Annotated in this window: 26 protein-coding genes; 5 read left to right on the plus strand and 21 right to left on the minus strand. The window is 72.0% G+C overall.

The window, feature by feature from the left end; all coding sequences use genetic code 11:
• Window positions 1-5: 5 nt before the first annotated feature.
• The 4 genes from fabD to QC818_RS15845 are packed head-to-tail and all read right to left on the minus strand — an operon-like array spanning window position 6 to window position 2,878.
• Window positions 6-977: an ACP S-malonyltransferase gene (gene fabD, locus QC818_RS15830; protein ID WP_309653827.1), complete on the minus strand. Its 972-nt coding sequence runs from the start codon at window positions 975-977 to the stop codon at window positions 6-8.
• 11 nt (window positions 978-988) lie between these two features.
• Window positions 989-2,107, minus strand: a complete 1,119-nt coding sequence (gene plsX, locus QC818_RS15835) for a phosphate acyltransferase PlsX (protein WP_309653828.1) — start codon at window positions 2,105-2,107, stop codon at window positions 989-991.
• Between the two features lie 40 nt (window positions 2,108-2,147).
• On the minus strand, window positions 2,148-2,318 hold the full coding sequence (rpmF, locus tag QC818_RS15840) for a 50S ribosomal protein L32 (protein ID WP_309653829.1): 171 nt from the start codon (window positions 2,316-2,318) through the stop codon (window positions 2,148-2,150).
• 29 nt (window positions 2,319-2,347) lie between these two features.
• Window positions 2,348-2,878 (minus strand): YceD family protein, encoded by a 531-nt coding sequence (locus QC818_RS15845; RefSeq protein WP_309653830.1) that lies wholly within the window; start codon window positions 2,876-2,878, stop codon window positions 2,348-2,350.
• 127 nt (window positions 2,879-3,005) lie between these two features.
• Here QC818_RS15845 and QC818_RS15850 point away from each other — a divergent pair, with 127 nt between their 5' ends.
• Window positions 3,006-3,593 (plus strand): Maf family protein, encoded by a 588-nt coding sequence (locus tag QC818_RS15850; RefSeq protein ID WP_309653831.1) that lies wholly within the window; start codon window positions 3,006-3,008, stop codon window positions 3,591-3,593.
• Between the two features lie 77 nt (window positions 3,594-3,670).
• Here QC818_RS15850 and sppA read toward each other — a convergent pair whose 3' ends face one another.
• The 3 genes from sppA to QC818_RS15865 are packed head-to-tail and all read right to left on the minus strand — an operon-like array spanning window position 3,671 to window position 6,393.
• On the minus strand, window positions 3,671-4,759 hold the full coding sequence (gene sppA, locus QC818_RS15855) for a signal peptide peptidase SppA (RefSeq protein ID WP_309653832.1): 1,089 nt from the start codon (window positions 4,757-4,759) through the stop codon (window positions 3,671-3,673).
• A gap of 23 nt (window positions 4,760-4,782) precedes the next feature.
• Complete coding sequence (locus tag QC818_RS15860) at window positions 4,783-5,433, minus strand: HAD family hydrolase (RefSeq protein WP_309653833.1); 651 nt, start codon at window positions 5,431-5,433, stop codon at window positions 4,783-4,785.
• A 12-nt stretch (window positions 5,434-5,445) separates the two neighbouring features.
• Window positions 5,446-6,393 (minus strand): RluA family pseudouridine synthase, encoded by a 948-nt coding sequence (locus QC818_RS15865; protein ID WP_309653834.1) that lies wholly within the window; start codon window positions 6,391-6,393, stop codon window positions 5,446-5,448.
• A 565-nt stretch (window positions 6,394-6,958) separates the two neighbouring features.
• Here QC818_RS15865 and rne point away from each other — a divergent pair.
• Window positions 6,959-10,306, plus strand: coding sequence for a ribonuclease E (rne, locus tag QC818_RS15870; protein WP_309653835.1), 3,348 nt, complete (start codon window positions 6,959-6,961; stop codon window positions 10,304-10,306).
• 78 nt (window positions 10,307-10,384) lie between these two features.
• On the opposite strand, the gene murB is transcribed toward rne, so the two are convergent.
• From murB to QC818_RS15915, 9 genes are read right to left on the minus strand one after another with little or no spacing between them, the layout of a single operon-like run.
• Window positions 10,385-11,398, minus strand: coding sequence for a UDP-N-acetylmuramate dehydrogenase (gene murB, locus QC818_RS15875; RefSeq protein WP_309653836.1), 1,014 nt, complete (start codon window positions 11,396-11,398; stop codon window positions 10,385-10,387).
• Complete coding sequence (locus tag QC818_RS15880) at window positions 11,395-11,871, minus strand: low molecular weight protein-tyrosine-phosphatase (protein ID WP_309653837.1); 477 nt, start codon at window positions 11,869-11,871, stop codon at window positions 11,395-11,397. The genes murB and QC818_RS15880 overlap by 4 nt, the downstream gene beginning before the upstream one ends.
• Window positions 11,871-12,644 (minus strand): 3-deoxy-manno-octulosonate cytidylyltransferase, encoded by a 774-nt coding sequence (gene kdsB, locus QC818_RS15885; RefSeq protein ID WP_309653838.1) that lies wholly within the window; start codon window positions 12,642-12,644, stop codon window positions 11,871-11,873. The genes QC818_RS15880 and kdsB overlap by 1 nt, the downstream gene beginning before the upstream one ends.
• A 9-nt stretch (window positions 12,645-12,653) precedes the next feature.
• Complete coding sequence (locus QC818_RS15890; RefSeq protein WP_309653839.1) at window positions 12,654-12,857, minus strand: Trm112 family protein; 204 nt, start codon at window positions 12,855-12,857, stop codon at window positions 12,654-12,656.
• Between the two features lie 55 nt (window positions 12,858-12,912).
• Window positions 12,913-13,911 carry a tetraacyldisaccharide 4'-kinase gene (gene lpxK / locus QC818_RS15895; protein WP_309653840.1) on the minus strand — a complete coding sequence of 333 codons (999 nt, stop codon included), beginning with the start codon at window positions 13,909-13,911 and terminating at the stop codon, window positions 12,913-12,915.
• Window positions 13,908-15,653, minus strand: coding sequence for a lipid A export permease/ATP-binding protein MsbA (gene msbA / locus QC818_RS15900; RefSeq protein ID WP_309653841.1), 1,746 nt, complete (start codon window positions 15,651-15,653; stop codon window positions 13,908-13,910). Before msbA ends, lpxK begins: the two co-directional genes overlap by 4 nt.
• The gene (locus QC818_RS15905) at window positions 15,650-16,072 is read right to left on the minus strand and encodes an ExbD/TolR family protein (RefSeq protein ID WP_309653842.1); all 423 of its coding nucleotides are present in this window, start codon (window positions 16,070-16,072) and stop codon (window positions 15,650-15,652) included. Before QC818_RS15905 ends, msbA begins: the two co-directional genes overlap by 4 nt.
• On the minus strand, window positions 16,069-16,734 hold the full coding sequence (locus QC818_RS15910; protein ID WP_309653843.1) for a MotA/TolQ/ExbB proton channel family protein: 666 nt from the start codon (window positions 16,732-16,734) through the stop codon (window positions 16,069-16,071). Before QC818_RS15910 ends, QC818_RS15905 begins: the two co-directional genes overlap by 4 nt.
• Before the next feature lie 5 nt (window positions 16,735-16,739).
• Complete coding sequence (locus QC818_RS15915; protein ID WP_309653844.1) at window positions 16,740-19,070, minus strand: DNA internalization-related competence protein ComEC/Rec2; 2,331 nt, start codon at window positions 19,068-19,070, stop codon at window positions 16,740-16,742.
• A 110-nt stretch (window positions 19,071-19,180) separates the two neighbouring features.
• Between QC818_RS15915 and QC818_RS15920 the strand changes: the two genes are divergently transcribed.
• Window positions 19,181-19,696 (plus strand): DUF2062 domain-containing protein, encoded by a 516-nt coding sequence (locus QC818_RS15920; RefSeq protein WP_309653845.1) that lies wholly within the window; start codon window positions 19,181-19,183, stop codon window positions 19,694-19,696.
• 3 nt (window positions 19,697-19,699) lie between these two features.
• Here QC818_RS15920 and QC818_RS15925 read toward each other — a convergent pair whose 3' ends face one another.
• The 3 genes from QC818_RS15925 to QC818_RS15935 form a co-directional block, all read right to left on the minus strand.
• Window positions 19,700-20,437 carry an ABC transporter ATP-binding protein gene (locus QC818_RS15925; protein ID WP_309653846.1) on the minus strand — a complete coding sequence of 246 codons (738 nt, stop codon included), beginning with the start codon at window positions 20,435-20,437 and terminating at the stop codon, window positions 19,700-19,702.
• The gene (locus tag QC818_RS15930) at window positions 20,430-21,671 is read right to left on the minus strand and encodes a lipoprotein-releasing ABC transporter permease subunit (RefSeq protein ID WP_309653847.1); all 1,242 of its coding nucleotides are present in this window, start codon (window positions 21,669-21,671) and stop codon (window positions 20,430-20,432) included. The genes QC818_RS15925 and QC818_RS15930 overlap by 8 nt, the downstream gene beginning before the upstream one ends.
• A gap of 102 nt (window positions 21,672-21,773) precedes the next feature.
• On the minus strand, window positions 21,774-22,004 hold the full coding sequence (locus tag QC818_RS15935) for a hypothetical protein (RefSeq protein WP_309653848.1): 231 nt from the start codon (window positions 22,002-22,004) through the stop codon (window positions 21,774-21,776).
• A gap of 189 nt (window positions 22,005-22,193) precedes the next feature.
• Between QC818_RS15935 and QC818_RS15940 the strand changes: the two genes are divergently transcribed.
• Both QC818_RS15940 and QC818_RS15945 read left to right on the plus strand, forming a co-directional pair.
• On the plus strand, window positions 22,194-23,258 hold the full coding sequence (locus QC818_RS15940) for an agmatine deiminase family protein (protein ID WP_309653849.1): 1,065 nt from the start codon (window positions 22,194-22,196) through the stop codon (window positions 23,256-23,258).
• Window positions 23,255-24,157 carry a carbon-nitrogen hydrolase gene (locus QC818_RS15945; protein ID WP_309653850.1) on the plus strand — a complete coding sequence of 301 codons (903 nt, stop codon included), beginning with the start codon at window positions 23,255-23,257 and terminating at the stop codon, window positions 24,155-24,157. The genes QC818_RS15940 and QC818_RS15945 overlap by 4 nt, the downstream gene beginning before the upstream one ends.
• 238 nt (window positions 24,158-24,395) lie before the next feature.
• Here QC818_RS15945 and QC818_RS15950 read toward each other — a convergent pair whose 3' ends face one another.
• Complete coding sequence (locus QC818_RS15950; RefSeq protein WP_309653853.1) at window positions 24,396-25,343, minus strand: Nudix family hydrolase; 948 nt, start codon at window positions 25,341-25,343, stop codon at window positions 24,396-24,398.
• 94 nt (window positions 25,344-25,437) lie between these two features.
• A complete protein-coding gene (argJ, locus tag QC818_RS15955) occupies window positions 25,438-26,667 on the minus strand; it encodes a bifunctional glutamate N-acetyltransferase/amino-acid acetyltransferase ArgJ (protein WP_309653851.1) in 1,230 nt (409 codons plus the stop codon).
• Window positions 26,668-26,799 lie beyond the last annotated feature (132 nt).

A 26,799-nucleotide genomic window follows, 5' to 3' on the forward strand; every position in this document is an offset into this window, starting at 1 on the left:
GGGGGTCAGCCGTTGGCCGACGGTGACAGGCCGGCCGCCTCGCGGGCCAGCTCCAGCGCCGAGGCGAGGCTGTCGGGATCATTGACCGCCAGCCCCCGGCTGCCCCGGGCGATTCGCTTGTTCAGGCCGGTGAGCACCTTGCCCGGCCCGCATTCGATGAAGACCTCGGCGCCCTGCCCCACCATGGACTCGATGCAGGCCGTCCAGCGCACCGGCTGGTAGAGCTGCTCGATCAGGCGCGTGCGCAGGGTCTCGACGTCGGCGTGAGCCTCGGCGTCGACGTTCTGGACCACGGTGTAGCGCGGCGCCTTCAGCTCGATCTCGTCCATGGCCGCGGCCAGGCGCTCGGCGGCCGGCCGCATCAGGTCGCAGTGGGACGGCACCGAAACCGGCAGCGGCATGGCGCGCTTGGCGCCGGCCTCCTGGCAGGCGGCGATGGCGCGATCCACCGCGGCCTTGCCGCCGGCGATGACCACCTGCCCCGGGGCATTGTAGTTCACCGCGGCGACCACCTCGCCGTCGGCGGCCTTGGCGCAGCAGGCCTCCACGGTGGCGTCGTCGAGGCCCAGGATGGCGGCCATGGCGCCCTGCCCCATCGGCACCGCATCCTGCATGGCCTCGCCACGCAGCTTCACCAGCCGCACGCCGTCGGCGAACGGCAGGGTGCCGGCGCAGACCATGGCGCTGTACTCGCCCAGGCTATGGCCGGCCATGGCACCGGGGCGCGGGCCTTCCAGCTCCTGCCAGACGCGCCAGATGGCGACGCTGGCGGTGAGCAGGGCCGGCTGGGTGCAGGCGGTGGCGTTGAGCGCCTCGGCGGGTCCCTCCTGGACCACCTGCCAGAGATCGTAGCCCAGCGCATCGGCCGCCTCCTCGAAGGTCGTGCGCACCACGCTGTAGCGCTCGGCCAGCTCGCGCAGCATCCCGATCTGCTGGGAGCCCTGCCCGGGGAAGATGAGGGCAAGGGATTGTGTCATGTCGATCACCTTTACTCTTGTTGGCTTGTCGCGTCGCCGCCCGGCTCCATGCCGGCGGCGGCGCGAATCCTCGATCCGCTGTCGAGTCGGTCGTCGGCGACGGCCGAGTCGGCGGCGGACCGCCGCTGCTCGAGTTCCGCGGCCAGCCGCCCGGGCAGGCCGTGGCGCACCTCCTCGGCGGCCCGGGCGATGGCGAAATGAAAGCCCCGGGCATCGGCGCCGCCGTGACTCTTGATCACGATGCCGTCGAGCCCCAGCAGGCTGGCCCCATTGTAACGCACCGGGTCGAGCTCCCGGCGCAGCCGCCCCAGCGCCGGACGCGCCAGCAGGCCCACCAGACGGCTGGTCCAGTGCGCCTCGAAGGTCGCCTGGACGCGGCGCACCAGCATCTTCGCCAGCCCTTCGCTGGCCTTGAGCACGGCGTTGCCGACGAAGCCGTCGCAGACCACGACATCGGCCTCGCCGGCGAAGATGCCGTCGCCCTCGACGAAGCCCGTGTAGTTCACCGCGGGCAGGCGCCGAAGCGCCTCGTCGGCCCGCTGCACGCTGGCGGGCCCCTTGGTGCCCTCGACGCCGACGTTGAGCAGGGCCACGCGCGGGCGCGAGAGCCCGTCCAGGTGGCGGGCCATGGCCTCGCCCATCAGGGCGAAGTCGACCAGCCGCGGCGCTTCCGCCTCGACGTTGGCACCCAGGTCCAGCAGGTAGCACCGCCCCTCCCGGTGCGTCGGGATGGCGGTGCTGATGGCCGGGCGCGGCACCCCGCCGACGGTGCCCAGGGCACGCCGGGAAAGCGCCATCAGGGCCCCGGTATTGCCGGCGCTGACGCCGGCGTCGGCCTCGCCACGCGCCAGGCAGCCCAGCATGGCCGCCATGCTGGTATCGCCGCCGTGGCGCAGCGCCTGGGCCGGCCGCTGGTCCTGGCGCACCACGCCGGGCGCGTTCTCGATGCTCAGATGCGACGACGCCGCGGCGAGGGGCCGCGGCAGCCGGGACATCTCGTCTTCCAGCCGGGCGGCGGGGCCGAACAGCCGGATCTCGAGACCGGGGTCGGCCATGACGGCACTGGCGGCGCCCGACACGCTGGCGCGAGGACCCAGGTCCCCGCCCATGGCGTCTATGGCGATCCGCATGTCAGCGGGCAGGCGTCACGGCAGAGGAGTCGTCGTCGCCTCAGGCGTCGACGACCTTGCGCCCGCGGTAGAAGCCGTCCGGGGAGACATGGTGACGCAGGTGGGTGGTACCGGTCTCCTTGTCCTGGGACAGCGTCTGGCCGGTCAGGGCGTCGTGGCTGCGACGCATGCCGCGCTTGGAACGGGTCTTGCGGTTCTGTTGAACTGCCATGGGAAGTCACTCCAGAGTGAAACGATGAACTATCGGGTCTTGCCCTTCAGGTGCTTGAGCACCTCGAAGGGGCTCGCGGTGGGCGCGTCCGAGGCCTCGGAGCCCGCCCCACTGCTCAGCTGGTCGCGCGAGACCGCGCAGTCGGCCTCGTCGTGGTAAACCACCTGGGGCAGGCTGAGGATGAGCTCATCCTCGACCACCGCCAGCAGGTTCAGCTGTTCGTCCTCCACCAGCACCGGCTCGTGGGTGCTCGGCAGGTCGGCCGCCAGGGCATCGCTGGTCACCATGCCCAGCAGGAAGTCGCTGGCCACCGACTCCGCCAGGGGCGACAGGCAGCGCCGGCAGGGAAGCTGCAGCTCGGCTTCCAGGTGGCCGCGAATCTCGCGACGCCCCTGGGGATCGATGGCGAAGTCCAGCCACACCCGAGCCTCGCCTTGCTGGGCGCCGATTTCCTCGGTGAGGCGCGGCATGTCATCCAGCGTCACCAGGCCTTCGAGATGCTCGGCATGGGCGGCGAGCTTGTAGGGCTCGACCCTGCCAGGGAGTCGTGAGGTCAACATAGGCGCGCAATGATAGGCACTCCCCCTGCCCCTGTCAAAGCCGCCATCGCCCGGGGGTGGCGCGGGCGCGCGCAGCGGCGCAGAATGCCTGCCCAGCGCACCCGTCACCCCCACACGGAGAGACTCCATGCCCCGCCTGATCCTCGCCTCGGGCTCCCGCCATCGCCGCCAGCTGCTCGACCGCCTGGGCCTGCCCTACGCCTGGGAGAGCCCGGACATCGACGAGACGCCCCGGCCGGGGGAATCCCCCGAGGCCCTGGTGCACCGGCTGTCGCTGGCCAAGGCCGAGCGCCTGGCCGGCGACTGGGACGACCACCTGATCATCGGCTCCGACCAGGTGGCGGTGTTCGCGGGCGAGACCCTCGGCAAGCCGGCCGACGAGGCCGCCGCCCGCGCCCAACTGGCACGCTTCTCGGGCCGCCGGGTGAGCTTCGTCACCGGGCTGGCGCTGATCGACACCCGCCACGGCAGCCACCGGGTCTGCCACGAGCGCTTCGAGGTCGTGTTCCGCGAGCTCGGCGAGACGGAGATCGCCCGCTATGTGGATCGCGAGCGCCCCCTGGACTGCGCCGGCAGCTTCCGCATGGAAGGCCTCGGCATCGCGCTGTTCGAGCGCCTCGAGGGCGACGACCCCAACGCCCTGATCGGCCTGCCGCTGATCCGGCTCTGCCAGCTGCTGCGCGAGGCCGGGCTCGACCCGCTCGGCGAACAGTAAGAGGGAAGAGGGAAGACAGGATGGCTACCCGTCTTCCCTCTTTCAGCCGCGAAGCGGCGCTCTTCATCCTGATCTCTTCAGTTAAGCTGGTAACGCACCGGCGAGGCGGCGGAGGGCAGCCCCGCCCACTCGGCGGCGACCCGGCCGAAGCGTCGGGCCAGGCGCTCGAGGGGATCCAGCCGCGGGGTGTAGTCCCGGACCCGGGGCGTGGTCAGCCGCTCCCGGGCCAGGGTATCCAGACTGCCCAGGGCGTCCACCAGACCCAGCTCGCGCGCCTGCTCGCCGGTCCAGATCAGGCCGCTGAACAGCCGCTCGTCGTCGGCCAGGCGCCCGCCCCGGCCGGCCTTGACGTCCTCGATGAACTGGCGATGGGTGGTGGCCAGCACCCGCTGCCAGAAGTCGCGCTGCTCGGGGGAAATCTCCGAGAAGGGGTCGAGGAAGGCCTTGTTCTCGCCGGCGGTAAACACCCGGCGCTCGACGCCCAGGCCGTCGAGGGCCTTCTGGAAGCCGAAGCCGGCATGAATGACGCCGATCGAGCCCACCAGGCTGGCCGGGGCGGCGATGATCTCGTCGGCGCCGGCGGCGATATAGTAGGCGCCGCTGGCGCCGATGTCCTCGACCACGGCGATGATCGGCTTGTCGCCCTGCTCGCGCAGCCGCATCAGCTCGTCATGGATACGCTGGGACTGCACCGGGCTGCCGCCGGGACTGTCGATGTGCAGCACCACCGCCTCGGCCCCGGGCGCCCGCCAGGCGCGCTGGACGCCCTCGATGACACGCTCGGCGCTGGCCCGGGACTCGCGATCGATCACGCCCTCGACCCGCACGACGCCCAGGTGGGGACCTTCCACCGCCCCGCTCCCGGGCACCACGAAGAGCCCGTACAGGGTCGTGGTCAGCGAGGCCAGGATCAGGAAGGCCAGCAGGAAACGGAAGAACAGCTTCCAGCGCCGGGAACGGCGCTGCTCGACGAGCACCCCGTCGATCCAGCGATCGAGCATCGCCAGCTGGGCCAGGCGCTGGCGCTCGCGCAGCGTCTCGGCGTCCTCGCCTCCCTCGGGCGACGCCGCCTCCGGGGACGCCTGACGCCGCTCCCGCTCGCGTCGCGCCTGCTCGGCGCTGAGCTCCGGCCCCTGCGTCCAGTCGTCGCGTCGATCATCCCCCATGATGTATCCCTCCTTGGTGCCGCTCAGGCATGCAACCAGTCGATGAGTTCGGGAAAGGCCTCGGCGGTGAACACCGGGCGACTGGCCGCCAGCCGTTCCGGGGCATGCACGCCGTAGGTCACCGCGACCCGATCCATGTTCAGGGCGCGCGCCATCTCCAGGTCGTACTCGGTATCGCCGATCATCACCGCCTCCTCCACCGGGATCGCCAGCTCGTCGAGCAGCTCCTCGAGCATCCGCGGATGCGGCTTGGAGCGCGTCTCGTCGGCGGTGCGGCTGGCGTGAAACCAGTGGCCGCAGTCGCTGTCGCGGAAGACGCGATCGAGGCCGCGACGGCTCTTGCCGGTGGCCACCGCCAGCCGGCTGCGGTCGTCGGCGCGCAGCCGGGCCACGCCCTCGGCGACTCCCGGATAGAAGGGCATGGGCGTCGCGTCGCCCTCCACGAAGTGGTGGGCATAGCGGGCGCGCAGGGCCTCGGCGCGCTCGGGATCGATGCCCGGGCACAGCCGGGCGATAGCCTCGGGCAGCCCCAGTCCGATGATGTCGCGCACGCCGTCCGCGGACAGCTCGCCCCAGCCGACATCGCGGCCGGCGGCCTGCATGCAGGCCACGATGCGGGCCACGGAATCCATCAGGGTGCCGTCCCAGTCGAAGATCATCAGTCGATAGCGCATGGTGGCTCCGGTTCAGCGGGCGTCGCGGGCCCGGGCGAGCACGGCGTCGAGCTCCTCGCCCAGCGGGGCGCGGATCTTCACGGGCTTGCCGCTGGTGGGTTCGGGAAAGGTCAGGGCGCCGGCGTGCAGGAACAGCCGCGACAGCCCCAGCCGGGCGGCGACGCGCCCGCCCTGGCGGGTGCCGTACTTGTCGTCGCCGAGCAGCGGATGGCCGGCATGGGCGGCGTGGACGCGAATCTGGTGGGTCCGCCCAGTGATCGGCTCGGCCTCGACCAGGGTCGCGCCCTCGAAGGCCTCGCGCACCGCGAAGCGGGTCCGCGCCACCTTGCCGGCCGTATCGACCCGCACCCGGCGCTCGCCATTGCCGGCGTCGTAGCGATCCAGCCGGGCGCTGACGAAGTCACGGCGCGCCGGCCAGCGACCGGCCACCAGCGCCAGGTACTGCTTGGTCATCTGGTGGCCCTTGAGCGCCTGGTTGAGGGTCAGCAGCGCCGGCCGCGACTTGGCCAGCAGCAGGCAGCCGGAGGTGTCGCGATCGAGCCGGTGCACCAGCTCCAGGAAGTCCAGGTCCTCGCGCACCTGGCGCAGCGCCTCGATCAGGCCGATCTTGACCCCGCTGCCGCCGTGCACGGCGAGCCCCGAGGGCTTGTTGATCACCAGCCAGTCGCGGCCCTCCAGCAGCACGCTGCCGGCCAGCAGGTTGCGCAGGTTGTCGCTGACCTCGCGCACCGCCTCGCGGGGAGCGAGCTTGAGCGGCGGGATACGCACCACGTCGCCCAGCGCCAGCCGGGTATCGGCCTTGACGCGCTTCTTGTTGACCCGCACCTCGCCCTTGCGGACGATGCGATAGATCAGCGTCCGCGGCGCCCCCTTGAGGCGCGTCATCAGGAAGTTGTCGACCCGCTGGCCCACCTGGCCCTCGGTCACTTCCACCCACTGTACCTCGCGGCCCTCGGCCATGCGCCACTCCACTACTCTGCCAACCTGCGTGAAAGCCGCATTCTACCGCAGTGCGCGCCATCCTGCCGCCCAATTGCTGGGCACTCCCTTTGCTGTTATATTGCCGAAACGCTCCAGTGGACCGTCGCGTCCATTCGAGCGCCTGCACGACAGACACGCAGGCCGGAGCGCAAAGATCAGGCCGCGACGACCCTCGCCAATACGAGGTCCCGCCGCCGACAAGCAAGCGATACCACGCCACGCCCGCCCCGACTCGCCCAGGCGAGCCGCCAGACGGGATACGTACAACATCGTGCCGGAGGCCGGCGTTGGCGAATCGATGAATGCCAGGTGTTGGCGGTGACCGCAGGGCCGGCCGGGGGAAGACCCGCCGAGACATGTCCTGCCTCCGCCCCGTACTCAACATGATCAAGACGTGCCGGGTGGCCATCGTTATCGGGCCCCGACACGGTCGGGCGCAGTTCCGCATCCGCGACATGCGCTGAGCACAAGCACGCAGCACCCAGCGGTTCGCCTTCGTCGTAGCCCATGGGCGCCCACCGGCGCGTCCATTTTGCGAGACGACATGAAACGGATGCTCATCAACGCGACCCAGCCCGAAGAGCTGCGCGTCGCCCTGGTCGATGGACAACGCCTCTACGACCTGGACATCGAATCCGGTGCCCGGGAACAGAAGAAAGCCAACATCTATCGCGGCAAGATCACCCGCGTGGAACCCTCCCTCGAAGCCGCCTTCGTCGACTTCGGCGCCGAACGCCACGGCTTCCTCCCGCTGAAGGAAATCTCCCGCGAGTACTTCGTCAAGGAGCCCTCGGGCCGCCCCAGCATCAAGGAAGTGCTCAAGGAAGGCCAGGAAGTCATCGTCCAGGTCGACAAGGAGGAGCGCGGCAACAAGGGTGCGGCCCTGACCACCTTCATCAGCCTGGCCGGGCGCTTCCTGGTGCTGATGCCCAACAACCCCCGGGCCGGCGGCATCTCGCGGCGCATCGAGGGCGAGGAGCGGGCTCAGCTCAAGGAGGCCATGAGCCAGCTGACGGTGCCCGACAAGATGGGCCTGATCGTGCGCACCGCCGGCATCGGCCGTTCCTCCGAGGAACTGCAGTGGGACCTGGATTACCTGGTGCAGGTCTGGGAGTCGATCACCGAGGAAGCCGGCAAGCGCCCGGCGCCCTTCCTGATCTACCGCGAGTCCAACGTCATCATCCGCGCCATGCGCGACTACCTGCGCCACGACATCGGCGAGGTGCTGATCGACAGCGAGCAGGTGCACCAGGAGGCCCTGGCCTTCATCCGCCAGGTGATGCCCTCCTACCAGCAGAAGATCAAGCGCTACGCCGACGAGGTGCCGCTGTTCTCGCGCTTCCAGATCGAGTCGCAGATCGAGACCGCCTACGAGCGCGAGGTCAAGCTGCCCTCCGGCGGCTCCATCGTCATCGACCACACCGAGGCGCTGGTCTCCATCGACATCAACTCGGCTCGCGCCACCCGCGGCAGCGACATCGAGGAAACGGCCCTGCAGACCAACCTGGAGGCCGCCGACGAGATCGCCCGCCAGCTGCGCCTGCGCGACATCGGCGGCCTGGTGGTCATCGACTTCATCGACATGAGCCCGGCGCGCAACCAGCGCGAGGTCGAGAACCGGGTGCGCGACGCCCTCAAGCTCGACCGCGCCCGGGTGCAGATCGGCCGCATCTCGCGCTTCGGCCTGATGGAGATGTCCCGCCAGCGCCTGCGCCCCTCGCTCGGCGAGACCAGCGGCGTGGTCTGCCCGCGCTGCGACGGCCAGGGCACCATCCGTGACGTGCGCTCCATCTCGCTGTCCATCATGCGCCTGATCGAGGAAGAGGCCATGAAGGAGCGCAGCGCCCAGATCCGCGCCCTGCTGCCGGTGCCGGTGGCCACCTACCTGCTCAACGAGAAGCGCGCCGTGCTGGCCGACATCGAGCGCCGCCAGGACGTGCGCGTGGTGCTGCTGCCCAACCCGGACATGGACACGCCGCACTACGACGTCCAGCGCCTGCGCGACGACCACGTCGATGAGGAAGGCTCGACCCACAAGTCCAGCTACGAGCTGCCCATGGATACCGAGGTCGGCAAGGAGCCCGAGGCCGCCTTCGGCAAGCCGGTCCAGCGCGACGAGGCCGCGGTCAAGACGGTGGTGCACCATGAACCGGCGCCGGCCTCGCTGCGCCAGGAGTCGCCCGCCAAGCCAGAGGCGCCCAAGCCGGCAGCGGCCGCTCAGCCGACCCCCGCCCCGCCCCGGCCGGCGGCGTCTCCCGCCGCTCAGGCCGGTCGTGACGGCGTGCTGGGACGCCTGGTGAAGGGCTTCGCCCGCCTGCTCGGCGCCGAGGAGGCCACGGACGACAAGGCCGCCGAGTCGCGCCCGCCCCGCACGCAGGCCGCCGGCAAGGCCGAGGAGCAGAAGCAGGACGGCCGTCGCGCCGACAAGGCCGGCGGCGCCAAGCCCGCTGGCGACAAGAGCGGCGGCGACAAGGGCGGCGGCAACGGCCGCCAGCGCAACCGCCGCGGCGGCCAGCGCCAGGAGCGTGATGACAGCCGCGCGGCCAAGCCGCAGCGCCAGGGCGAGGACAAGTCCCGCCAGGGCGACCAGAAGGCCAAGGCCGACAAGCCGAGCCAGGGTCGCGGCGGCCGTGGACGCGGCCAGCGCCAGGACGAGAGCCAGCAGGCGGCCGATGGCCGCAAGGGCCAGCAGGGTCGCGGCAAGCCCCAGGACACCCGCAAGCCCCGCGAGGCGAGCGACGAGCCGCGCAAGGAGGACACCCCGTCCCGGCAGGCGGGCGGCGACGCCAAGCCCAAGGCGGAGACCGGCGGCAGCGACGCCAAGCCCAAGCGGACGCGCAACAACCCCCGCCAGCGCCGCCGTGAGCACGCCCTGAACCCCAAGGCCGTGGAGGAACAGCAGCGGCTGCAGGCCGAGGCTGCCCAGGCGGAATCTCAGCCTGAACAGGCCGACGCCAAGGCAGAAGCCCCGAAGGCCGAAGAGCCGAAGGCAAGCGCCGACGCCAAGCCGGAGCAAAAGCCCGAGGCCCAGGCCGACGCCCAACCGGAAGCCAAGGCCGAGCAGAAGCCGGAGCCCAAGGCCGAGCAGAAGCCGGAGCCCAAGGCCGAGCAGAAGCCGGAAGCCCAGTCCGAGGCCAAGCCGGAGCCCAAGGCCGAGGCCAAGCCGGAGCCCAAGGCCGAGCAGAAGCCGGAAGCCCAGTCAGAGGCCAAGACAGAGGCCAAGGCAGAGGCCAAGCCGGAAGCCAAGGCCGAACAGAAGCCGGAGCCCAAGGCCGAGCAGAAGCCGGAAACCAAGGCCGAGCCCCAGCCGGAGCCCAAGGCCGAGCAGAAGCCCGAGACCAAGGCCGAGCAGAAGCCGGAGCCCAAGGCCGAGCAGAAGCCGGAGCCCAAGGCCAAGCAGAAGCCGGAAGCCAAGGCCGAGCAGAAGCCCGAGACCAAGGCCGAGCAGAAGCCGGAGCCCAAGGCCGAGCAGAAGCCGGAGCCCAAGGCCGAGCAGAAGCCGGAGCCCAAGGCCGAGCAGAAGCCCGAGCCCAAGGCCGAGCAGAAGCCCGAGCCCAAGGCCGAGCAGAAGCCGGAGCCCAAGGCCGAGCAGAAGCCGGAGCCCAAGGCCGAGCAGAAGCCGGAAACCAAGGCCGAGCAGAAGCCGGAAACCAAGGCCGAGCAGAAGCCCGAGCCCAAGGCCGAGCAGAAGCCGGAAGCCAAGGCCGAGCAGAAGCCGGAAACCAAGGCCGAGACCCAGCCGGAAGCCAACAAGGCAGAGGCCGAGGCTGCTGCCGAGCCCGCGGCCGAGCAGCCGGCGGCTCCCCGTCGTCGGCGCCGCGCCCATAACGATCCGCGCGAGATCCGTCGCCGCGAACGGGAGGCCAAGCGTCAGGAAGGCCACAACGGCTGATCCCTGACCGGCCCCTAGCAAAACGCCCGTGGCAGCTGCCACGGGCGTTTTCGTTTCAGGGGAGGGGGCGCCGCCGCCCTACCCGGCCAGGCGGGGCTCTCGCTCGAGGGTGATGTCGAAGCGGCCCTGCACCTCGTTCGCCACGCGTCCGGCAAACTCGAGCAGGCCCTGCGCGCTGCCGCCACCATGATGCACCAGCACCAGCGCCTGACGGTCATGGACGGCGAAGGGCCCGTCCCGCCAGCCCTTGAGGCCGCAGCGATCGATCAGCCAGCCGGCGGCCAGCTTCACTCGGCCATCCGCCAGCGGGAAGTGGGGCATCTGCGGGTGCTCCCGGAGCAAGGCCTCGGCCTGGGCGGCGGGGATCACGGGATTCTTGAAGAAGCTGCCGGCGTTGCCCAGGACGGCGGGATCGGGCAGCTTCTCGCGACGCACCGCGCACACCGCCTCGGCCACCGCCAGCGGCGAGGGCGCCTCGCCGACCCGGGTGGCCAGGTCGCCATAGGCGAGGCGCGGCGCGGCCCGGCGCGACACGCGCAACACCAGCCGGGTGATCACCACCCGGCCCGCCAGGGCGTGCTTGAAGATGCTGTCGCGATAGCCGAAGGCGCAGTCCTCGGGGCCCAGCACGGCCGCCCGCCCGTCGTCCAGGTGCACGAGATGCACGGCCTCGAGATGGGCGGCGAGTTCCACGCCGTAGGCGCCGATATTCTGGATCGGCGCCGCGCCGCAGTGGCCCGGGATCAGCGCCAGGTTCTCGAGTCCCCAGAGCCCGCGGGCGGCCAGCGCCATCACCAGCTCGTGCCAGACCACGCCGGCCTCGGCGTGCACCCGGACGCTGTCGCCCGCGCCCTCTTCCAGCCACCATTCGTTCATCACCGGCCGGATGACCAGTCCCGGGAGCTCGGCGGGCAGGATGAGGTTGCTGCCACCGCCCAGCACCTGGATCGGCCAGCCCGCCTCGCGGGCCATCGCCAGCGCCTCGCTCAGCTCGGCGGGTGTCGCCGGGGCAAGGCAGCGCTCGGCGCGACAGGGCAGGCCCAGGGTGTTGGCACCGGTCAGGTCGTGATCCCGGTACAGCCGCAGGCTCAAGCGTCCTCCTCCAGGCGCCCCTTCACTTCCTCGAGCAGGCCCCGGGAGGCGGCCTCGACCAGGTCCAGCACCTCCTCGAAGCCGCGCTCGCCGCCGTAGTAGGGATCGGGCACCGCCCGATCGGGCAGCCCGGCGAAGGCCAGGAAGAGCCCCAGGTGGGCCTCCGCATCGACCGGCCGCCGCGCCTCCAACGCCGCCAGGTTGTCGTGGTCCATGGCCAGCAGGTAGTCGAAGCGCGCGAAGTCGGTGTTCTCGAGCCGACGGGCGCGCTGGTCGCCGAGGTCGAGCCCCCGGGCGGCGGCCGCGGTCCGGGCGCGGGGATCCGGGGCCTTGCCCACATGCCAGTCGCCGATGCCGCAGGAGTCGACCTCGACCCGGTCGGCGAGCCCCGCCTCCTCCAGGTGGCGACGGAACATGCCCTCGGCGGTGGGCGAGCGGCAGATGTTACCGAGACAGACGAACAGCACGCGCATCACAAGGCTCCTTTCGAGGGTTCGAGCAGCTCGCGCACCCGGGCCAGGTCCTCGGCGGTATCCACCCCGGCCGGGTGGGGACGGGTGGCCAGGGCCACCTGGATGGCATGGCCATGGTGCAGCGCCCGAAGCTGCTCCAGCTGCTCCAGCTGCTCCAGCGGCGCCGGCGCCCAGTCGCGATAGGCGGCCAGGAAGCCGGCCCGATAGGCATAGAGCCCGATGTGGCGCAGCCAGGCGTCGGTCTCGAGCACCTCGGGACGGGCGGCGAAGGCCTCGCGATCCCAGGGAATGGGGGCCCGGGAGAAGTACAGCGCCCGTCCCGAGAGGGCGCGCACCACCTTGACCACGTTGGGGTTGAACAGGGTGTCCACGTCGGCGATGGGCTCGGCCAGGGTGGCGATGGAGGCCTCCGGATCGTCGAACAGCCGGGCCGCCACCTGGTCGATCAGCGCCGGCGGGATCAGCGGCTCGTCGCCCTGGACGTTGACCAGCACGGCGTCGTCGGCCAGGGCCAGCCGCTCGGCCACCTCGGCCAGCCGGTCGGTGCCCGAGGGGTGATCGTCGCGGGTCATCACCACCTCGGCGCCGAGCGCGGCCATGGTCGAGCGAATGCGCTCGTCGTCGGTGGCCACCACCACCCGGGCGGCGGCGCTGGCCGCGGCCCGGCGCCAGACATGGGCCACCATCGGCTCGCCGGCGATGTCGAGCAACGGCTTGCCCGGCAGCCGCGAGGACGCATGACGGGCCGGGATCACGGCGATGAAGTCCTGCATGCGGCCTCCTCAGCGGCTGCCGCCGCTCGACGGCGGCAGCTTCTCGTCCACGTCCAGCGCGCGCGCCTCCTCGGGCAGCATCACCGGGATGCCGTCGCGCACCGGGTAGGCCAGGCCGTCATAGCGGCACAGCAGCTCGTCGGCGTCGCGGTCGTAGGCCAGCTTGCCCTTGCACAGCGGGCAGACCAGCATCGCCAGCAGTTGCTTGTCCATCGGTCATCTCTCCAGGTTCGGCCTCCGACGGGCGCGCCGCGCCCGCCGGAGGCGGTCAGAGTGCCGCCAGGCGGCGGTCCAGCCAGGCGACGAAGTCGGGATCGGGCGCGGCTTCCACCTCCAGCACCCAGGCCTCCCCCGACACCAGCTCCCGGCATTTCACCGCATCCTTGGCGGTCATCGCCAGGGGCAGCGCGTCGCCGAAGTCGAGGTCGGCGGCGGTGAAGCGATGGTGATCGGCGAAGGGATGGGCCAGGTGGGGCACGCCCAGCGCCTCCAGGGTCGCGAAGAAGCGCGCCGGCCGGCCGATGCCGGCCACCGCATGGACCCGCCCGGCGAAGGGCGGCGGCGACAGCGCGCGCCGCGCGCCGCCGGCCAGCGGCCGCCAGCCGGACGGCGCCAGGCGCATCCGCGGATGGCCGTCCAGCGCCGGGTCGCGAGGCTCGCCGTTGATCAGCACGGCATCCACGCGGGCCAGCCGCTCGCCGGGCTCGCGCAGGGGACCGGCCGGCAGGCAGCGGCCATTGCCGAGGCCGCGATGGCCGTCGACCACCACCAGCTCCAGGTCCCGCGCCAGGGCCAGGTGCTGCAGGCCATCGTCGGCGAGCAGCAGGTCGCAGCCCGCCTCCAGCAGGAGCCGCGCGCCCCGCGGCCGCTGCGGATCCACCACCACCGGCACGCCGGTCTGGTCGGCCAGCATGCGCGGCTCGTCGCCGCAGGCGTCGGCCGTGGTGTCCGCGTCGACCCGCAGCGGGTAGCCCTCCGCCCGGCCGCCGTAGCCCCGGGAGAGGATGCCCGGCCGCCATCCGGCCTCGGCCAGGTGGCGCGCCAGCCAGGCCACCAGCGGCGACTTGCCGGTGCCGCCCAGGGTGATGTTGCCCACCACGATCACCGGCACCGGCGCGCGCCATGCCTCGCGGCGGCCCTCGGCATAGGCGCGGACCCGACGGCGCACCGCCAGGCGGTAGAGCGCCTCCAGCGGGCGCAGCGCCCGCAGCCAGGGGGCGCCGTGGTAGGCGGCCTCGAGCCAGCGCGCCGCGAGCCCACCGCTCATGCCGGCTGGGCGTCCTGGAACTGCAGGCGATGCAGGGCCGCGTAGGCGCCGTCCCGGGCCAGCAGCTCGGCATGGCTGCCCTGCTCGACGATCTCGCCGGCCTCCATCACCAGGATCCGGTCGGCCCGCTCGATGGTGGACAGGCGGTGGGCGATCACGAAGGTGGTGCGATCCCGGCAGACCTCCTCCAGGGCCGCCTGGATATAGCGCTCGGACTCGGTGTCCAGCGCCGAGGTGGCCTCGTCGAGCACCAGCAGGGGCGCGTCCTTGAAGATCGCCCGGGCGATGGCCAGGCGCTGGCGCTGGCCGCCGGAGAGCATCACCCCGTTCTCGCCCACCAGGGTCTCGTAGCCCCGGGGCAGGCGCTCGATGAACTCGTGGGCATGGGCGGCGCGGGCGGCGGCCTCGACGGCCGCCGGGTCGGGATCGTCGACGCCGTAGGCGATATTGGCGGCGATGCTGGCGTTGAACAGGGTGACCATCTGCGAGACCAGGGCGATGCGGCGGCGCAGCGGCTGCAGCTGGAACTCCTCGATCGGCACGCCGTCGAGCAGGATGCGCCCGTCGGTCGGCCGGTAGAAGCGCGGCAGCAGCCCCACCAGGGTCGACTTGCCGCTGCCCGAGCGGCCGACGATGGCCACCATCTCGCCGGGGGCGACCTCCAGGTCGATGCCCTTTAGCACCTCGGGCTGGTCTTCCCCGTAGGCGAAGCGCACGCCCTCGAAGGTCACCCGCCCCTGCAGGCGGCCGGGCGCCACGCTGCCGCGGTCCTCCTCGGGGGGCTCCTCGAGCAGGCCGAACAGCTCGCCGGCGGCGGCGATGCCCTTCTGGATGGTGGCGTTGATCTCGGTCAGCTGGCGCACCGGCTTGGCCATCAGCGAGGCCGCGGTGATGAAGGCGACGAACTCGCCGGGGGTCATGTCGGCCATCAGCGCCGGCGACATGGCCAGCCACACCAGCACGGCCAGCGCCAGCGCCACCAGCAGCTGGATCACCGGGGTGCTGGTGGCCTTGGTCAGGGCCTCCTTCATGCTCTGGCGACGGTTGACCTCGCTGGCCTCGGCGAAGCGCGCCTTCTCGAAGGCCTCGGCGCCGTGGGTGCGCACCACCCGGTAGCCGGACAGGGCCTCGGAGGCGACGTGGGTCACCTCGCCCATGGAGCGCTGGATGCGTCGGGAAATGCGCCGGAAACGCTTGCTGGCGTAGCTCACCACCCCGCCGATCAAGGGGGTGACGGCCAGGAACAGCAGGGTCAGCATCCAGTTGGTCCACAGCAGGTAGACCACCAGGCCGATCACGAACAGCCCCTCGCGCAACAGGATGGTGATGGCCTTGGTGGCGGCGCCGGTGACCTGCTCGACGTGGTAGGTGACCCGCGAGATGAGATGTCCCGAGGAGTGCTCGTCGAAGAAGCGCCCCGGCAGGTGCAGCATGTGATTGAAGACGTCGCAACGCAGGGCATGCACCAGGTTGCGGGCCACGTGGCTCATGAAGTAGGTGCCCAGGAAGGTGCCCAGCCCCCGGGTGGCGAACATGCCCACCACGAACAGCGGGAGGAAGAGGCGAAAGGCGGCGTCCGGATCCTGGATGCCGTCGATCAGGCGTTTCATCATCTCCGCCAGCGCGGTGCTGGAGGCCGCATAGATGGCATAGCCCAGCACCGCCAGCCCGAAGGCCTTCCAGTGGGGCCTGACGTAGCCCAGCAGGCGTTTGTAGAGGGTCCAGCCCGAATGTTGACTCACGGTGTCTCCGCTTCAGTGTGTGTCGCCTCGGCGGTGGCGATGCGCACTCGCCGAATGCCCAGGGCGCCGGCCCGGTCGAGGACGCGGACCACGGCCGCATGGGCGGCCCGGCCGTCGGCCTCGACCACCAGGCCGTGCTCCCGGGCCCGCTCGGCCCGGGCGGCCAGGGCCTCGGGCAGCGCCCCGGCGGTCAGGGTCCGCTCGCCCAGCCGGTACTCCCCGGCGGGAGTCACCACCACCGTGACCGGCGAGGGCTCGGCGGCGACGCCGGTGACCGTCTCCGGCAGCTCGAGCTCGAGGGCCTGGCGGGTCTCGAAGGTGGTGGAGACCATGAAGAAGATCAGCAGCAGGAAGACCACGTCGATCAGCGGGGTGAGGTTGACCTCCACCGCCTCGCGACGCCGGCGCGGCACCCTCATGACGGCCTGGCCCCCTCCGCCGGCGTCGCCTCGCGGCGCTCGGCCAGGGTCAGTTCGCCGGCATGGTGGGCCAGGAACTCCACCACCTGGCCGGCCTGCTCCTCGATGCGGACCGTGATGTCCTCGACCCGGCGCTGGAAGTAGCGATGGAACATCAGCGCGGGGATCGCCACGGTCAGGCCGGCGGCGGTGGTGACCAGGGCCCGGGAGATGCCGCCGGCCAGGTCGGCGGTGCGCTCGCCGCCGTCGCTTGCGACGATCACCGCGAACACCTCGATCATGCCCACCACGGTGCCCAGCAGGCCGATCAGCGGGGTGATCGAGGCGATGGTCCCCAGCGGGCTCAGGTAGCGCTCCATGTCATGGACCACGGCGGTGGCCGCCTCCTGGAAGCGGGCGCGCACCTGCTCGTGGCCCAGGCGGGCGTTGCGCAGGCCGGCCGCCAGCACCCCGCCCAGCGGCGAGTGGCTCTCCAGCCAGTAGAGGTTGACCTGCCCCTGGGCGACCAGCGAGCAGACCTCCTGGCCCAGCCCGCGCGGCGCGATGCGCCGGGCGCGCAGCGTCCACAGGCGTTCGATCACGATCACCGCCGCCACCAGGGAACACCCCAGCAACGGCACCATCAGCCAGCCCCCGGCAATCAGGGCCTCCATCATGGTCATGGCGGTCACCTCCCTCGAGCCTTCACCGGCGACAGTCCGGCATCGACAGGGGGCGATTCTACCGCAAGGCAGCCCCCTTCGACACCGCCGCGCCCCCCGGCCCCTCGGCGCTCGGCGCTCGCCCGCAGGCCCTGGCCCCGCCCCAGCCACAGGGTCACGGCGCCGTCCCGGGCGGTGCTCCACAGGCAACTGCCGAGCGCGCGGAACCGCCGCACCACCGCCGGGGCGGGATGGCCGTAGCGATTGTCCCGGGCGGCGCTGACGACCACCTGACGGGGGCGCACGGCGGCCAGGAAGGCCGGATCGGAACTGCTGCGGCTGCCATGGTGGCCGGCGATCAGCACGCTGACGGGGCCGTCCAGGCTCGCCAGCAGGGTCCGCTCGACCCGGCGCCCGGCATCGCCGGTGATCAGAAGGCGATGCTCGCCGGCGCTGACCAGCAACACGCAGGAGCGATCGTTGTCGGACAGCCCCGCGGTGCCTTCCGGCGGCCACAGCACCCGGAAGCGCACCCCGTCGCGGCGCCAACGGCGGCCCGTCACGCAGGGCTCGGCGGCCACCGGCAGCTCGGCGCCCGGCGGCGCCAGGTAGCGGCCGACCCGGTGGGACGCCGCCAGCGCCGCCAGCCCCCCGGCGTGATCCAGGTCGCCATGGCTGACGATGACGTCGTCGAAGCGCTGCCCGTCCGGCCACAGGGTGGCCAGGGGCATGAAGCCCGAGGCGAAGCGCGGGCCGGTGTCGACCAGCACCCGGTGACGCGCGGTGCGCAGGGCCACCAGTTGGCCCTGCCCCACGTCATGGACACGCACCCTCAGCGCCCCCGGCGGCGGCGCCTCGACGGGCGGCCACAGGAGCAGGCAGGCCAGCAGGCCGCTGCCCGCCAGGCGCAGCGACCTCGCCAGGCCCGGCAGCGCCCACAGCAGCCCGGCCAGGATCAGGGCGACGCCCAGGGGCATCGCCAGCGGCGCCGGCGGCTCCCAGAGCGGCAGCACGGCCACCGCCGCCGCCAATCCATCGAGCAGCCCCTGCGTCAGCAGCGCGAACCCCCGCCAGAGCCCGTCGGACACGCCGGGCAGCCAGGCAAGCGCCCAGCCGGCCAATCCCAGCGGCACCAGCAGGCTGCCCACCAGGGGCACGGCGACCAGGTTGACCAGGGGCGCGGCGAGGGCCAGGCGATCGAAGGCCAGCAGCACGCCACCGGCCATCACCGGGGCCAGCAGCAGCTGGCTGCGCGCCAGGGCCCACAGCCAACCGCGGACGCCCCGCGGGCGGGGGCGGCCCTGCCAGATCAGGATCAGCAGCGCCACGGCGCCGAAGGACAGCCAGGTCCCGGGGCGCCAGGCGGCCAGCGGGTCCAGGCCCACCACCAGGGCCAGCGCCAGCCACCAGGCCTGCCAGGGACCCGGGGCATGGCGCCCGCTGGCCACCCAGAGCCCGACCAGCGCCATGATCGTGGCCCGGAAGGCCGGCGGCTCGAGCCCGGCCAGCAGCGCATAGCCGAGGGTGGCGATTCCGGCGATCCACCAGGGCCAGACCGCCATCCGCCAGCCTCCCGGCGTCAGGCAGCGGGCCAGCCCCCTGGCCAGGGCCAGCGTGAAGCCCGCGACCAGGCCCACATGGAGCCCCGAGATGACCATCAGGTGGGTGGTGCCGCTGGCGTTGAGGCGCTCCCAGTCGTCGGCGGTCAGGCGCTCGTCGGCGCCCAGCGTCAGGGCGGCCAGCCAGCGCGTCGCCGTGGGCGGCAACGCCCTGGTGTCGAGGTGGGCCAGCGCCCGGCGACGCAAGGAGAACGGCGCCGCGGACAGGCGCCTCGGGGCGGGGGCGCGGCGCACGTAGCCGGTGGCCTGGATGCCCTCGCGGCGCAGCCAGGCCCGGTAGTCGAAGGCACCGGGATTGGCGAACCCCGAGGGCGGCCGCAGCCGCGCGGCGAGGCGCCAGCGTTCTCCCGGGCGCATGGGCGGGGCATCGTAGGCGCCGAGCCGGGCCCGGGACAGGTCGTCACAGTCGGGCAGGCCCGGCGACCCCGGGCGGCAGGTCTCGACGTCGATCACCAGCCGCTGGAGGCCGTCCCGGCGGGTCACGGCCGCGAGGCGCCCCTCGAGGATCAGCTCCTGGCGCGACAGGCCCGGCGACAGCTCGCCGCCGCGGGCCAGCCAGAGCTGGCCGGCCACGCCCAGCGCCACCAGGAGCAGCAGGCCGGCCCGCCAGCGCCGCCCGCCCAGGGCGACCAGCAGCGCCAGCCCCAGACCCTGGGCCGACGCTCCGGCGCCCAGGTGCCCCGCCAACGCCCCGCCCAGGACGGCGAGGGCCAGCGGCATGGCCAGTCCTGTTCGCATGGCAAGGTCCCCGATCGTGGCCCAGGCGCCGGCGCGTTGACCGGCGGCATGGCGAGGCGCCGAGCATGTATGGATAATAGCCGGGGTATCGAAGCCGCGAGCCCATCGTCATGCCGCGCCGTCTCCTGCAGCGCTACCTGCCTCACCCCGAGACCCTCAGGCGCCAGCGCTCCCTGCGCTTCATGAGCCACCTGATCGCCACCCCCTCGCTGTGGATGCTGTCCCGGCGCAGCGTGGCCAACGCCTTCTTCGTCGGGCTGTTCTGCGCCCTGCTGCCGATTCCCTTCCAGATGGCGGTGGCGGCGCTGGGCGCCTGGTGGCTGCGCGCCAACCTGCCGCTCGCGGTGGGGCTGGTATGGATCACCAACCCGCTGACCATGCCGCTGATCTTCTACGGCAACTACCGGCTCGGCGCCTGGTTGCTCGACCTGCCGGTGCACCCCGCCCCCGAGCGGCTGTCCACCGCCTGGGTCGCCGATCAGCTGGTCGAGGCCCTGCCCGCCCTGGCGATGGGCTCGCTGGCGGCCGCGACCCTGGCCGGGCTGCTGGGCAGCACCGCCATCCGGCTGGCCTGGCGCTGGCAGGTCTCGCGCAGCTGGAAGCGCCGGGCGGCGCGGCGCCGCTAGCCCTCAGGCTCGCGGCGTCTCCGCGGCCAGCCGTCCGCCGTCCAGGCGCAGCACCCGATCCTGATGGGCCGCCAGCCCCGAGTCGTGGGTCACGATCACGAAGGCGCAGGCGGCGGCCGCGGCGAGCTCGTCCATCAGCGCCAGGATGCTGGCCGCGGTGTGCTGGTCGAGGTTGCCGGTGGGCTCGTCCATCAGCACCAGGCTGGGGTCGGTCACCAGCGCCCGGGCGATGGCCACCCGCTGGCGCTCGCCGCCGGAGAGCTCGCCGGGCTTGTGGGCGGCCCGCTCGGCCATGCCCACCCGCGCCAGCAGCTCCAGGGCCCGTGCCTCGGCGGCCTTCTTGCGCTGCCCGCGCACGATCAGCGGCAGGGCGGCGTTCTCCAGCGCGGTGAACTCGGCCAGCAGGTGGTGGAACTGGTAGACGAAGCCGATGTGCCGGTTGCGAAAGCGTCCCAGCGCGGCGTCGCCCAGGGCCAGCAGCGACTGTCCGGCGATGCGCACCTCGCCGCCGCTGGGCTGGTCCAGGCCGCCCAGCAGGTTGAGCAGGGTGGTCTTGCCGGAGCCGGAGCTGCCGACCACCGCCACCCGTTCGCCGGCTCGCACCTCCAGGGCCAGGTCGTCGAGCACCGTCAGGTCCCGGGGCCCCTCGCGATAGGTTCGCGTCAGCCCCTCGCAGGCCAGCATCACCTCGCGCCGGTCGGCGTCGCGGGCGGGCGCCCGGGTCATCGCGGGATCATTCATAGCGGAGCACCTCGGCGGGCTGCACCCGGGCCGCGCGCCAGGCCGGGTAGAGGGTCGACAGGAAGGTCAGCGCGAAGGCCGCGGCGACGATGTTGCCCACGTCCGACCACAGCAGCTGCGAGGGCAGCTCGCTGATGAAGTAGACGCCGGCATCGAGGAAATGGATGCCGAAGGTCGACTCGACGAAGGCGATGATGTCCGACACCGTCAGCGCCAGCAGCACCCCGAGCGCCACCCCGATCAGGATGCCGATGACCCCGATGGCCAACCCCTGGACCATGAAGATGCCCATGATCGAGCGCGGCGTGGCCCCTAGGGTGCGCAGGATGGCGATGTCGGCGTGCTTGTCGGTGACCACCATCACCAGGGTGGAGACGATGTTGAAGGCCGCCACGGCGATGATCACGGTCAACAACAGCGCGATCATGCGCTTCTCCATCTGGATGGCCTGGAAGAGGTTGCCCCGGGTGTAGGTCCAGTCCAGCCCGCGATAACCGGGCCCCAGATCGTCGATGATGGCGCGCGTCACGCTGCCGGCGCGGAACAGGTCGTCGAGCTCCAGGCGCAGGCCGCCCACGGCATCGCCCATGCGCGCCAGGGTCTGCATGTCATCGAGGTGGGCATAGGCCAGGCTGGCATCCAGGTCGGCGCCGACGCTGAAGATGCCGCTGACCGTGAAGCGCTTGAGCCGCGGGAAGACGCCGGCCGGGGTGATCGAGGCCTCGGGCACCAGCAGGGTGACGCGGTCGCCCACCGCCACGCCCAGCTGACGGGCCAGCATCGAGCCGAGCACGATGTTCCATTCCCCGGCCCGCAGGTCGTCGAGGCTGCCGCGGGTCATGTGCTCGTCGACGATCGACACCCGCCCTTCCCAGTCGGGCTCGACGCCGGTGACCAGCGCGCCCTGGTTGCGGCCGCCCACCGAGAACATGCCCTGCTGCTGGATATAGGGCGCCGCGCCGACGACGTGCTCGCGCTGGGTGAGGCGCTCGGCCAGGGGCCGCCACTCGTCGAGTCCGGCGGGCACCTCGATCCGGGTGTGCGGCACCATGCCCAGCACCCGCTCGCGCAGCTCGCGATCGAAGCCGTTCATCACGGACAGCACCAGGATCAGCACCGCCACGCCCAGGGTCAGGCCCAGCATGGAGGTCAGGGAAATGAAGGAGATGAAGTGGTTGCGCCGCTTGGCGCGAACATAGCGCAACCCGATCAGCAGGGGCAGGCGATCCAGCATATGAGCGTTCCTTGTCGGCGAGCGCTCATGGTACGTGTTTTGCCCGACCCCTGCACCGGGGCCGCCGGCATTGCACGATACCTGCATCTTGCCCCGGCCGGCTCAGCGCTGGCGCATCAGCAGGGCGACCATCTCCGGCGGCAGACAGCGTCGCCGGCCGTGACCACCGCGCGCCGGCCGGCGGCGCGCAGCGCGCACCGGGAGCGACCCGGCAGATGGCGGCGCCTCGGCGCCATCGAGCTGACGAAGCACGCGGGCCAGCACCGGCAGGCTGGCCAGGGCCGATAGCGCCGACAGGATGGCCATTCCCAGGGCCAGGGTCAGGTAGTCCATGACATCTGCTCCTCGACGTATGCCTCGTCCACAGGATGGTCCCTGCGGCCGAAACGGGCTGTAGGCGATCGCCGACGACGTTTGTCGACGCCGGCCTCGACCGGGCGACGACGATGGCCCGGCCCGGGGCTTGCATCCCGCCGACGGCGCCCCTACATTGCGCCGATTCCCCCACCGAGGAGGCCGGCCATGGCCCTACGCCTGCTGCCCGAGTGGCATCCCCAGGATGCCGTGCAACTGACCTGGCCCCGGGCCGACAGCGACTGGGCGCCACTGCTGTCGCGCATCGAGGCGACCCTGGAGAGCCTGGTGACCGCGATCACCCGCTACCAGGCGGTGCTGATCGCCGTGCCGGACGCGGCCACCCGCACCCGGCTGGCCGGGCGCTTCGGCCATCGCGGCGTGCCCGACGAGCGCCTGCACCTGGTGGTGGCCGACGGCGACGACACCTGGGCCCGGGACCATGGCCCCCTGACCGTGACGCGGGACGGCGAGACGCAGCTGCTCGACTTCGTCTTCACCGGCTGGGGCGGCAAGTTCGAGGCCGCCCGGGACAACCGCCTGACCCGGCGCCTGGCCGCGGCCGGCGCCTTCGCCGCGCCGCTGATCTCCCATGACCTGGTGCTCGAGGGCGGCGCCCTGGACACGGACGGCGCGGGCACCCTGCTGACCACCGAGGCCTGTCTGCTCAACGACAACCGCAACCCCGGCCTCGACCGGGACGCCATCGAGGCCCGCCTGGCCGAGACGCTGGGCATCGAGCGGGTGCTGTGGCTGGCCCATGGCCACCTGGCGGGCGACGACACCGACAGTCACGTGGACACCCTGGCGCGCTTCTGCGACCCGCGCACCATCGCCTATGTGCGCTGCGACGATCCGAGCGACCCCCACTATCCGGCGCTGGCCGCCATGGAGCGGGAGCTCCAGGCCCTGCGCCGGGCCGACGGCAGGCCCTACCGGCTGGTTCCCCTGCCCTGGCCGCGCCCCTGTTACGATCCCGAGGACGGCCACCGGCTCCCGGCCACCTATGCCAACTTCCTGATCATCAACGGCGCCGTCCTGGTGCCGACCTATGGCGACGCCGCCGACGCCCGGGCGCTGCGGGCACTGGCCGACGCCTTCCCCGACCGGGACGTCCTGCCCATCGACTGCAGCACGGTGATCCGCCAGCATGGCAGCCTGCACTGCCTGACCATGCAACTGCCCCGGGGGACCCTCGCCGGGATCCGCCCCCCCGAAGGAGAGACGCCATGACCCGCCCCCTCACGGTCGGCCTGGTCCAGCAGCCGGCCTGGCCCGACAAGTCCCGCAGCCTCGCCGAGAGCGAGGCCGGCATCCGCGAACTGGCGGCCGCCGGCGCCCGGCTGGTGATGCTCCAGGAGCTCCATGCCACCCACTACTTCTGCCAGCACGAGGACACCGCGCTGTTCGACCTGGCCGAGCCCCTGGACGGCCCCACCGGTCGCCGCCTGGCCGGCCTGGCGGCCGAGCTGGGCATCGTCCTGGTCGGCTCCCTGTTCGAACGCCGCGCCGCCGGCGTCTATCACAACACCGCCGTGGTCTACGACGGCGACCGCGGCCGGGTCGGCCACTATCGCAAGATGCACATCCCCGACGATCCGGGCTTCTTCGAGAAGTTCTACTTCACCCCCGGCGATCACGACCCCGGACGCCACCAGGGCTTCGAACCCATCGACACCTCGGTGGGCCGCCTGGGCCTGCTGGTGTGCTGGGACCAGTGGTACCCCGAGGCGGCGCGGCTGATGGCCATGGCAGGCGCGGAGCTGCTGCTCTACCCCACCGCCATCGGCTGGGATCCCGGCGACGACGACGACGAGCAGGCGCGCCAGCGCGAGGCCTGGACGCTGATCCAGCGCAGCCACGCGGTGGCCAACGGCCTGCCGGTGCTGGTGGCCAACCGGGTCGGCCACGAGCCCGACCATTCCGGGGTCAGCGAGGGCATCGACTTCTGGGGCGGAAGCTTCGTCTGCGGGCCTCAGGGCGAACTGCTGGCCCATGCCGGCCAGCAGGCCGAGCGGCTGATGGTGACGCTGGATCTCGACCGCGGCGAGGCCGTCCGGCGCATCTGGCCGTACCTGCGCGACCGGCGCGTCGACGCCTACGGCGACCTGACCCGGCGCTACCGCGACTGACGCGAAGGGGGAGCTTCGAGGTTCGAGGTTCGAGGTTCGAGGTTCGAGGTTCGAGGTTCGAGGTTCGAGGTTCGAGGTTCGAGGTTCGAGGTTCGAGGTTCGAGGTTCGAGGTTCGAGCAGGATAATGACCCGCCGAGCAGGGAGTGAGGCCTCCTCGCCCCTCACTCCTAACTCCTCGCCCCTCGCTCCTCGCTCCTCGCTCCTCGCTCCTTACTCCTCGCCCCTCGTCCCTCGCGCCTACTTCCAGAAATCGCGGATCGAGGCGATCCCCTGGGCGCCCACGGCGCGGGCATGGTTGGCGTCGAAGCGCGTCATGCCGCCGAGCGCGAAGACCGGCATGCCGGCGTGCTCGACCAGTTGCTGGAAGTCGTGCCAGCCGATCGGCGCCACCTCGGGGTGCGAGGGGGTGGTACGCAGCGGCGAGAGGGTCACGAAGTCGCAGCCGATGCGATGCGCCCGGGCCAGCTGGGCATGATCGTGGGTGGAGGCCGACAGCCACTTGCCCTCGGCGACCGGACGGCGCTCCAGCTGCATCAGCCGCTCGCTGGTCAGGTGAATACCGTCGGCGTCGACGCCGTCCAGCAGATCGGGATCGCCGTTGAGCACCAGGCGCGCGCCGTGCCGACGGCACAGGGCCAGCGCCCGCTCGGCGCGACCCAGGTAGTCGGCGCGATCCAGGCTCTTGGCCCGCAGCTGCACCAGACGCACGCCGTCTTCGGTCAGGGCCCGCTCCAGGCGCCCCTCGAAGCGGTCCTCGTCATCCTCCTCCCCGGTGATCAGGAACTCGGTGGGCAGCATCACCGCCCGCAGGATCGGCAGGTTGGCCGCCGGGAAGGGGTAGTTGATCAGCTCGTTCATGGGGACCCAGCGTACCGCCTGGCCCTCGCGCCCGAAGGGCTCGCCGGCGAAGTCGTGGACCTGCCAGACGTCGAGCAGGATGTGCTTGTCGGAATACTCGTGATGGATGCGGATCAGCGGCTGGGCCCGGCGGATCTCCACGCCCAGCTCCTCGTGCAGCTCGCGCTTGAGGGCCTCGAGGCCGGTCTCGTAGGGCGCCAGCTTGCCGCCGGGAAACTCCCAGAGGCCGCCATGATCGACGTTGGACGGGCGCCGGGCGAGCAGCACCTCACGGCCGTCGGCGCTGATGATGGCGGCGGCCGCCACGTGCACCCTTCTCTTCACCATTGCGTTCATTCACCTTGTCCCACTTGTCCCCGCGGCCGTCGCCACGGGGGGTTGCGCGGTTGATTCGAATCGTGACGCGACCGCCCGGCGGCGGTCAGCTGCGATAGTCGGCGTTGATGGCCACGTAGTCCCGGGTCAGGTCGGTGGTCCAGACGGTGGCGCTCGCCTCGCCGCGCCCCAGGTCGATGCGGATCGGGATCTCCTCCCGAGCCATCACCTCGCTGCCGGCCGCCTCGGTGTAGCCGGGCGCGCGACCGCCGCCTTCCACCAGGCGCACCTCCCCCAGGTCGATGACCACCCGCTCGACGTCGAAGTCCGCCACCGGGGCCCGGCCCACGGCGGCGAGGATCCGCCCCCAGTTGGCGTCGCTGGCGGCCAGCGCGGTCTTGACCAGCGGCGAGTGGGCCACGGTAAAGGCCACGTCCAGGGCCTCCTGGCGGGTCATGGCGCCATCGACCTGGAGGCTGACGAACTTGCTGGCGCCCTCGCCGTCACGGACGATGGCCTGCGCCAGCTCGATCATCAGCGCCTGGAGGGCGTCACGGAAGACGGCCAGGCGGTGCTCGTCGTCGACCCGGGCCCCGCGCCCGGTGGCGATCAGCATGCAGGCGTCGTTGGTGGAGGTGTCGCCGTCCACCGTGATGCAGTTGAAGGAGCGGTCGACGGCCTCGCGAAGCAGCGCCTCGAGCTGTCCGGGGGCGATGGCCGCGTCGGTGGCCACGAAGGCCAGCATGGTGGCCATGTTGGGCTTGATCATCCCCGAGCCCTTGCTGATGCCGTTGAGGGTGACCGTCTCGTCGCCCAGCTCCACGGTCACGCTGGCGCCCTTGGGCCGGGTATCGGTGGTGAGGATCCCCTCGCCCGCCGCCGTCCAGCCGGCGGCGCCCTGGTCCAGGCTGCGCAGCGCCTCGGGCAGGCCGCCCAGCAGCCGATCCATGGGCAGGGTCTCGCCGATCACCCCGGTGGAGAACGGCAGCACGCTCGAGGGCTCCACCCCCGCCAGGCCGGCCAGCTCGGCGCAGGTGGCGCGGGCGTCGCGCAGCCCGGTCTCGCCGGTGCCGGCGTTGGCGTTGCCGGTGTTGATCACCAGATAGCGCGGCGCGGCGCCCTTCAGGGTGCACTCGGCCAGGTGCTCACGGGCCACGGTGACCGGCGCCGCGCAGAAGGCGTTGCGGGTGAAGCTGCCCGCCACGGCCGCGCCCTGCGGCACCTCGATCACCACCAGATCACGGCGACCGGCGGTCTTGATGCCGGCCCGGGCCGTGCCCAGGCGCAGCCCTTCGATCGCCGGCATGTCCGGAAAGCTTGCTGGCCCCACTGCCATGGTTCGTCTCCTGTATGAATTCGGTCCGCGGTTCGAGGTTCGAGGTTCGAGGTTCGAGGTTCGAGGTTCGAGGTTCGAGGTTCGAGGTTCGAGGTTCGAGGTTCGAGGTTCGAGGTTCGAGGTTCGAGGTTC

This window comes from Halomonas koreensis (assembly GCF_031451675.1).
Lineage (GTDB): Bacteria > Pseudomonadota > Gammaproteobacteria > Pseudomonadales > Halomonadaceae > Halomonas > Halomonas koreensis.

Excerpts from the sequence above, each read along its gene's own strand:
- fabD (WP_309653827.1), bottom strand. The coding sequence starts at position 977 with ATGACACAATCCCTTGCCCTCATCTTCCCCGGGCAGGGCTCCCAGCAG.
- plsX (WP_309653828.1), bottom strand. The coding sequence starts at position 2,107 with ATGCGGATCGCCATAGACGCCATGGGCGGGGACCTGGGTCCTCGCGCC.
- rpmF (WP_309653829.1), bottom strand. The coding sequence starts at position 2,318 with ATGGCAGTTCAACAGAACCGCAAGACCCGTTCCAAGCGCGGCATGCGT.
- QC818_RS15845 (WP_309653830.1), bottom strand. The coding sequence starts at position 2,878 with ATGTTGACCTCACGACTCCCTGGCAGGGTCGAGCCCTACAAGCTCGCC.
- QC818_RS15850 (WP_309653831.1), top strand. The coding sequence starts at position 3,006 with ATGCCCCGCCTGATCCTCGCCTCGGGCTCCCGCCATCGCCGCCAGCTG.
- sppA (WP_309653832.1), bottom strand. The coding sequence starts at position 4,759 with ATGGGGGATGATCGACGCGACGACTGGACGCAGGGGCCGGAGCTCAGC.
- QC818_RS15860 (WP_309653833.1), bottom strand. The coding sequence starts at position 5,433 with ATGCGCTATCGACTGATGATCTTCGACTGGGACGGCACCCTGATGGAT.
- QC818_RS15865 (WP_309653834.1), bottom strand. The coding sequence starts at position 6,393 with ATGGCCGAGGGCCGCGAGGTACAGTGGGTGGAAGTGACCGAGGGCCAG.
- rne (WP_309653835.1), top strand. The coding sequence starts at position 6,959 with ATGAAACGGATGCTCATCAACGCGACCCAGCCCGAAGAGCTGCGCGTC.
- QC818_RS15880 (WP_309653837.1), bottom strand. The coding sequence starts at position 11,871 with ATGCGCGTGCTGTTCGTCTGTCTCGGTAACATCTGCCGCTCGCCCACC.
- kdsB (WP_309653838.1), bottom strand. The coding sequence starts at position 12,644 with ATGCAGGACTTCATCGCCGTGATCCCGGCCCGTCATGCGTCCTCGCGG.
- QC818_RS15890 (WP_309653839.1), bottom strand. The coding sequence starts at position 12,857 with ATGGACAAGCAACTGCTGGCGATGCTGGTCTGCCCGCTGTGCAAGGGC.
- lpxK (WP_309653840.1), bottom strand. The coding sequence starts at position 13,911 with ATGAGCGGTGGGCTCGCGGCGCGCTGGCTCGAGGCCGCCTACCACGGC.
- QC818_RS15905 (WP_309653842.1), bottom strand. The coding sequence starts at position 16,072 with ATGAGGGTGCCGCGCCGGCGTCGCGAGGCGGTGGAGGTCAACCTCACC.
- QC818_RS15910 (WP_309653843.1), bottom strand. The coding sequence starts at position 16,734 with ATGACCATGATGGAGGCCCTGATTGCCGGGGGCTGGCTGATGGTGCCG.
- QC818_RS15915 (WP_309653844.1), bottom strand. The coding sequence starts at position 19,070 with ATGCGAACAGGACTGGCCATGCCGCTGGCCCTCGCCGTCCTGGGCGGG.
- QC818_RS15920 (WP_309653845.1), top strand. The coding sequence starts at position 19,181 with ATGCCGCGCCGTCTCCTGCAGCGCTACCTGCCTCACCCCGAGACCCTC.
- QC818_RS15925 (WP_309653846.1), bottom strand. The coding sequence starts at position 20,437 with ATGAATGATCCCGCGATGACCCGGGCGCCCGCCCGCGACGCCGACCGG.
- QC818_RS15930 (WP_309653847.1), bottom strand. The coding sequence starts at position 21,671 with ATGCTGGATCGCCTGCCCCTGCTGATCGGGTTGCGCTATGTTCGCGCC.
- QC818_RS15935 (WP_309653848.1), bottom strand. The coding sequence starts at position 22,004 with ATGGACTACCTGACCCTGGCCCTGGGAATGGCCATCCTGTCGGCGCTA.
- QC818_RS15940 (WP_309653849.1), top strand. The coding sequence starts at position 22,194 with ATGGCCCTACGCCTGCTGCCCGAGTGGCATCCCCAGGATGCCGTGCAA.
- QC818_RS15945 (WP_309653850.1), top strand. The coding sequence starts at position 23,255 with ATGACCCGCCCCCTCACGGTCGGCCTGGTCCAGCAGCCGGCCTGGCCC.
- QC818_RS15950 (WP_309653853.1), bottom strand. The coding sequence starts at position 25,343 with ATGGTGAAGAGAAGGGTGCACGTGGCGGCCGCCGCCATCATCAGCGCC.
- argJ (WP_309653851.1), bottom strand. The coding sequence starts at position 26,667 with ATGGCAGTGGGGCCAGCAAGCTTTCCGGACATGCCGGCGATCGAAGGG.